This is a genomic window from Bacteroides caecigallinarum, from assembly GCF_021531075.1.
Lineage (GTDB): Bacteria > Bacteroidota > Bacteroidia > Bacteroidales > Bacteroidaceae > Phocaeicola > Phocaeicola caecigallinarum_B.
Map to the genome: position 1 here is coordinate 39,227 of NZ_JADYTJ010000025.1, position 6,294 is coordinate 45,520.

Here is a 6,294-nt window from a genome sequence, read left to right on the forward strand (position 1 = left end):
AGCCACAAAAGTAAAACAAAAAAATTCATTTACAAGTCTTATCCCAATAAATTTCATCAATTGACGCCAAATGATTTAATTTTCTTGACAAAACAAATAAAAAATCAGACAATCTATTGACAAAACGTTTACAATTTAAATCAACAGTACATATATTTTCTTCTTCAAGTTCAAGTATTCTTCTTTCGGCTCTTCGGCACACAGTCCTGCATAAATGACAAGCTGATGCCTGATAACTACCTCCGGGAAGAACAAATCCTTTTAAAGGAGAAAGTTCGGAATCTGTAATATCTATAGCATTCTCCAACTTTAAAATATCTTCATCATCAATATATGAATCCATTTTAAACTCCGTCTGTGAAGAATCTGTTGCCAAATATGCGCCCAATGAAAAAAGTTTATGCTGAACATATCGAAGAAGTTCCATATCTTCTTTGGTTTTAATAAGTGATATAAGCATTCCCAAACATGAATTCAACTCATCAACAGTACCATAAGCCTCCAAACGACGATGAGTTTTAGATACGCGAACACCTCCGACCAATGAAGTAGTTCCTTTGTCACCTGTCTTTGTATAAATCAAACTTTTTTTCATGGTTAATTGTATATTGTTTGTTATAAAAACGACTTACTGGAAGAATAGTTCGATATAAAATATTATTTTACAGGAAATTCACTATTCTATGCTCTTTTACACGTTTTTTATCGAAAAAGACAATTCCTATATCATATAAATCAAATGTCACACCTGTACGTTCATCTTCAACAACACTCTTCCACCATAATTTCTTTTTTTTATCACTATATGGGTGAGATATAATCAGACAATCCCCACAAGAAGCTTTTTTTATTATTTCTTCATAAACGTGAATATAGTCCTGAGTATGAGCTATGTGAAACAATATCGGACTTTTAAGGTTATCCTTCATTTTTTCAAAAGCCATATCCGGTTTGCCATAATATCCAATATTCTTCTTCATTGAAAATATTCTATCTACTTGAGGGTTTACTTCATCGGAAAATGTGTATATACTCATTTCAACATTTGCGTCCGATATATATCGAGTAGTCATACCAGAACCTGTACCAAACTCAAGAACTGTCTGAGGACGTAAATAATTAACCAAACGAAAAAATAATTTATCTACTTTCTCGCGATGACCGGGCAGATGAGCTACAAGCCTTCTAATATGGTGTAAGGATGAGTATGAATAAAATGGAAGCTTTTCGTATATTATGAATGTTATAAAAAAGAAATCAGAGGGAGAATGCACACCATAGCCACACCTTTTACGAAACCTTCTACACCAATTCCAACCTCTTAACAAAATTTTTCCCATAGAATTGCTTATTATATTATTGCAAATAAAAAAACATTATAATTCGCAAATGTAAGAATACGATATATAAATAGCAAGTAAAAAAATCTTATTACTATTTTATACTCTCCATAATTTTATTCTTTCCGAAAAAGTACGGAGTTATCCCACAATAATCCATTATTACACCTATAAGGAAACAACCACAAACATTAATGCACAAAGCTGTAAAAAGGAATAACAATCTGGTTTGATCAAAAGCAAAGACATCTACCAACGGTTTTACCACAACCGTGAAGAGTGGGGAAAATAACAATATGACCAGTGTATGTCTACCAATATAATTAATTACAGAACAAATGAAATGTGGCAAAACAGCATAAATGGCAAGCAAAGATGAAATCACCAAGTATACTACCAACACTCCTCCTATCGTAAAACGATCTAGATTAGTCGGAAACTGAACCAACACAACAAAACCCAATACTGCAATCCATGACTTTCTAAAGAAAGAGAAGAAATTAACAGAAGATTGCCTTACCGTAACTCCAACAAGAAAATAGAATATGCTAGACAAGGATATAATTCCCCAGTATAAAGATATAAAACCTAAAACGGCCGATGAAAGAACCATACGTGCTACCAATATATCTTTATACCGGCTCTTTATAAAGCAAATATAATACACTACAGAACATAATATCAATGAATGCAGATACCAATACGGACCTATAGGTGTCAAGAACAACTTATTCACAAAAACAACAGGAGTAAGTCCATCTATATGCTCCCTTATCGGTAAAACCGAAGCCATAAGAATATAACCACTTTCCATTATAAGGTATGGAACCAATAGCCATAACAAACTACGCACATACCCCCAAAATGGTTTTTCCACATTCATCAAGTATCCTGAAATTATAAAAAAAACAGGTATGTGGAATGTATAAACTATTTGTTTTACATATGGGTACCCATCACCAATATATACCAAATGAAAGGCCACCATAAGCATTATCATTATACCTTTTAAGAAGTCTAACTCGTCAAATCTTTTAGCCATACATTTATACTAGAATGTAATATACATATAAACATCATTACCTATACTATTTAACTGTCTGCATTTGATGCCTCATTATCCTTATCGATATCACTATTCTTGATTTTATGAAGTTCTGCATATTTGCTTGGAGAAACGCCATAAAGTTCTTTGAATGCATTGGAGAAATAAGTGGCATTACAGAATCCCACCAACAATGCAATCTCTGAAATATTATAATCTTTTTCACCTATCAAAAGAGCCTCAGCCTGTTTCAAACGTGTGTTACGAATAAAGTCGCGTGTGGATTGATTTGTAAGTTCTTTCAGTTTACGATACAAATGTACTCTACTGATTCCCACATGTGCAGCAATCATTTCCACATTAAGTTCAGGATTTCCTATATTGTCATTAATAACTTTCATAACTTTCTTCATCAATTTTTCATCGGCTGATTCCGGATTTATATAATCCATTAAAGCAAGCTGTTCTTGTCCGCCTCCAAAATTATTCTTAAGCACTTCCCTACTACGTAACAAGTTGGCCACTGTTGTTGCAACAATACTTATACTAAACGGTTTTGTAATATAGGCATCTGCTCCAGAAGATATACCCTCAATATTGTCCGACTCACTATTCAGCGCAGTAAGAAGCACTACGGGTATATGGTTCGTCTTAATATTCTGCCTTATCTTTTTTAGGAAAGATATTCCATCCATTAATGGCATCATAACGTCTACTATTACCAAATCCGGAATATTGGATGATACAATATCCAAAGCCTCTTTACCATTTCTTGCCTGATGTATATGATAGGTCTTTCCTAGTTCAGATGCCAAATAATTTCTCGTTTCATCATCATCATCTGCCAAAAGAACTGTATAACGTTTTCTTACTGATTTTGAAGAAACAGACACAGTCTCATCTACATTTTCTACTGGCAAAGGCATACTATATGGCTTGTGCTGATAGACAGAATTCACATCAATCATATCACTGGTATTAAGATGTGCGTTTCCAAGAGGTATACGAACATAAAAACTACAACCTGGATTCGGAGTATTATTTCTTACAGACATTGTGCCATAATGTAATTTTACGAGTGACATAGCCAAATGCAACCCTATTCCTGTACCACATTGAGTCGAAGCATCTGTAGATATCTGATAAAAACGTTCAAAAATATGCTCAATCTCATCTTCCTTTATTCCAGTTCCATTATCTTCTACTATTATTTCTGCATAATGACACAAAGGCGAAGAACAATCATTATCCTCTCCAACAGAAAGGCGTACGGTTATTTCTCCTTCATTAGACACATGTTTGAATGAATTGGACAACAAATTCAGTATAACCTTATCAAAATGGTTCGGGTCAATCCATACATTTATAGAGTCGGAAGTAGAAACAACATCAAGTTTTATACCTTTTGCATCAGCCTGATACGTAAAGATTTCTATTATGTCTTTTACATAACCAACAAGATCTGTCTCGGCAAAACGCAACTTCATTTGCCCCTTATCAATCTTACGGGTATCCATAAGCTGGTTTACCAGAGTAAGTATCCTGTCGGCATTCCTATCCATTAATGAATAATCCTTCTGACGTATAGGGTCTCTATCAGACGATATAAGTTTATGAAGAGGACTTATAATTAAAGACATAGGGGTACGAATTTCGTGCGCAATGTTTATAAAGAATTGCAAACGGGCCTCATTGGACTCTTCCCTAAGTTTATGTTCAAGCATTTCCTGACGCACAAGATACCTTAATCGTACCTGGTATAATATTAAGAATAATACGGACAGTATTATAATAGAATATACGATCTTTGCCCACACAGTTGCATACCATGCAGGATGGATTGTTATAAAGAGTGTTGCAGGCATAAACTCATCACCCATATCTTTTCCCCTTACAGCAAACTTATAATCTCCTGGCTGTAAATTACTGAACGAAACACTTGAAGTTCCCTGTTTAAGGCTATTCCATGCCCCTCCATTCATAGAATATTCAAAATCCCTTGCAACACTATAATTATCAGGAGCAAATTCTATTGCAAATGAATTGTCTAAATAAGAAAGATCTATTCTGGAGCCATTTCCTACCGGAGAATCAGTTATACGATAATTTCCTGACATAGAATTGGGAGCAATAGGTTTGCCATAAAGATACAATCCCGTTATTCTCACTTTATATTTTGCATGTTGCACTTTAACCTCATCTGGACGAAAATATACTATACCGTTAGTTCCACCCCAATAAATATTACCATCCACATCACTATAACACGCTCCTCTAGAGAACTCGTTATTATAAAATCCATCAGAAGCATTGAAAGATATAAATTTTTCTGTATGATAATCAAATTTTGCAATACCCAAGTTTGTACTTATCCACATATTTCCGGAATAATCAGGAATAATTGAAGCAATAACATTGCTTGGTAATCCATCACTGATACTATAAGAATCCAACATCACAGAAAGATCCGAATTAAAGATTTTAATTCCATCCATAGTTCCAACCCAAATATTACCAATTCTGTCCTGGCATATAGAATTTATCGTATTTCCCCTAAGAACAGACGAAGTATCTATATAAGAAGCCGTATTTAAATCTAAACACTTTATTCCGTCCACCGTTCCAATATACAAGATACCCGATGGACTGCAATAAAGACTATTAATCCATAAATTGACATTCTTATTTAAATCCAATTCATTACTACCAACTCTAAGAACATCATTAACTCTATTTGGATTAGCTAAATCTATATAATAAAGACCAACTCCCATTGTACCTACCCATAGTCTTCCGTACATATCTTCAGCAAGTGCATAAATTTTATCGGCTTTAGAAGATTTGTTTTCCGGAAAGTGTATTTTTTTTAATAGCCGTTTCTTGGTATCAAGTATTGAAAGTCCATCCAGATACGAACCGACCCATATTCTATCCTGCGTATCACGTAACATACACATTACAGTATGAGGGGCATCCGGATTTCGTTTACGTGGTGATAAATGTGATATCATTTTATAATTTTCATCTAAAATATAAATACCGTCATTATCAGTACCTACAAGAAAATTTCCTTCCGAATCACGACATATACCAGTTACACATTTATCCCCAATGCTGTTATGCAAAGTAGAACGACCGCCTATATAACCAAACTTATTAGTATTTGCAGGAATAAACACAACTCCCTTTTGGAATACGCCAACCCAAAGATTATCATATTTGTCAACTACTATAGAATGTACCTTTGCTTCTGAAAGATTTATATCACTGACAAGAAAATCCGACTTTCCTGTATTTCCTGTCATTATATCGTAATATGCAATACCGTCCCCATCAGTACCAATCAGCATACGACCGCCACATTGAACTATCGATGTTACAGGATAACGTGTATCGTATATTTTTTTAAAACTGCCTCCGTTTCTACTACATACATATACACCATTACCCACAGAAGAAATGTACAATCTTCCACCGGAATCCATTACACACAGATTAATACAATCTATAGAATCATTTCCAATACTGGTGTAACGACGTTCCGTTCCATCAGCCAATATACATACCAAGCCATCAAATTCTGTAGCTATCCACAAATTCCCATTATTATCTTCCAACAAACTATTTATGTTATATCCGTAATAATTATTATTCAAATCAGAGACCTTACTTCCTCCGTTATCATCTATATGCAATACCTTTACACCGTATCCACTTGTACCCAATAATATAGAACCATCCTTACGTTTTAGTATGCATTTATTGTTATAATAATTTCCTGAACGAAGTAAAGTATGAAATTTATCTGTAACATAATCATATGCTTGAAGCCCATTAGTAGAGAGAATAAAAAGACTGTCTCCATACTCACGTACATGATATACATTATTACTCAACAAAGAAGTAGAA

The 6,294-nt window shown here is 34.1% G+C and carries 4 protein-coding genes; all 4 read right to left on the bottom strand.

Features of this window, described 5'->3' with window-relative positions; genetic code table 11:
• Positions 1 to 25: 25 nt before the first annotated feature.
• The gene (locus tag I6E11_RS08360; protein WP_235337617.1) at positions 26 to 595 is read right to left on the bottom strand and encodes a cob(I)yrinic acid a,c-diamide adenosyltransferase; all 570 of its coding nucleotides are present in this window, start codon (positions 593 to 595) and stop codon (positions 26 to 28) included.
• A gap of 67 nt (positions 596 to 662) precedes the next feature.
• Positions 663 to 1,340 carry an O-methyltransferase gene (locus tag I6E11_RS08365; protein ID WP_235337618.1) on the bottom strand — a complete coding sequence of 226 codons (678 nt, stop codon included), beginning with the start codon at positions 1,338 to 1,340 and terminating at the stop codon, positions 663 to 665.
• A gap of 94 nt (positions 1,341 to 1,434) precedes the next feature.
• A complete protein-coding gene (locus tag I6E11_RS08370; RefSeq protein WP_235337619.1) occupies positions 1,435 to 2,382 on the bottom strand; it encodes an acyltransferase family protein in 948 nt (315 codons plus the stop codon).
• Positions 2,383 to 2,432: 50 nt separating this feature from the next.
• Positions 2,433 to 6,294 (bottom strand): hybrid sensor histidine kinase/response regulator transcription factor (locus I6E11_RS08375; protein ID WP_235337620.1); only part of this gene is annotated, 3,862 nt, incomplete at its 5' end.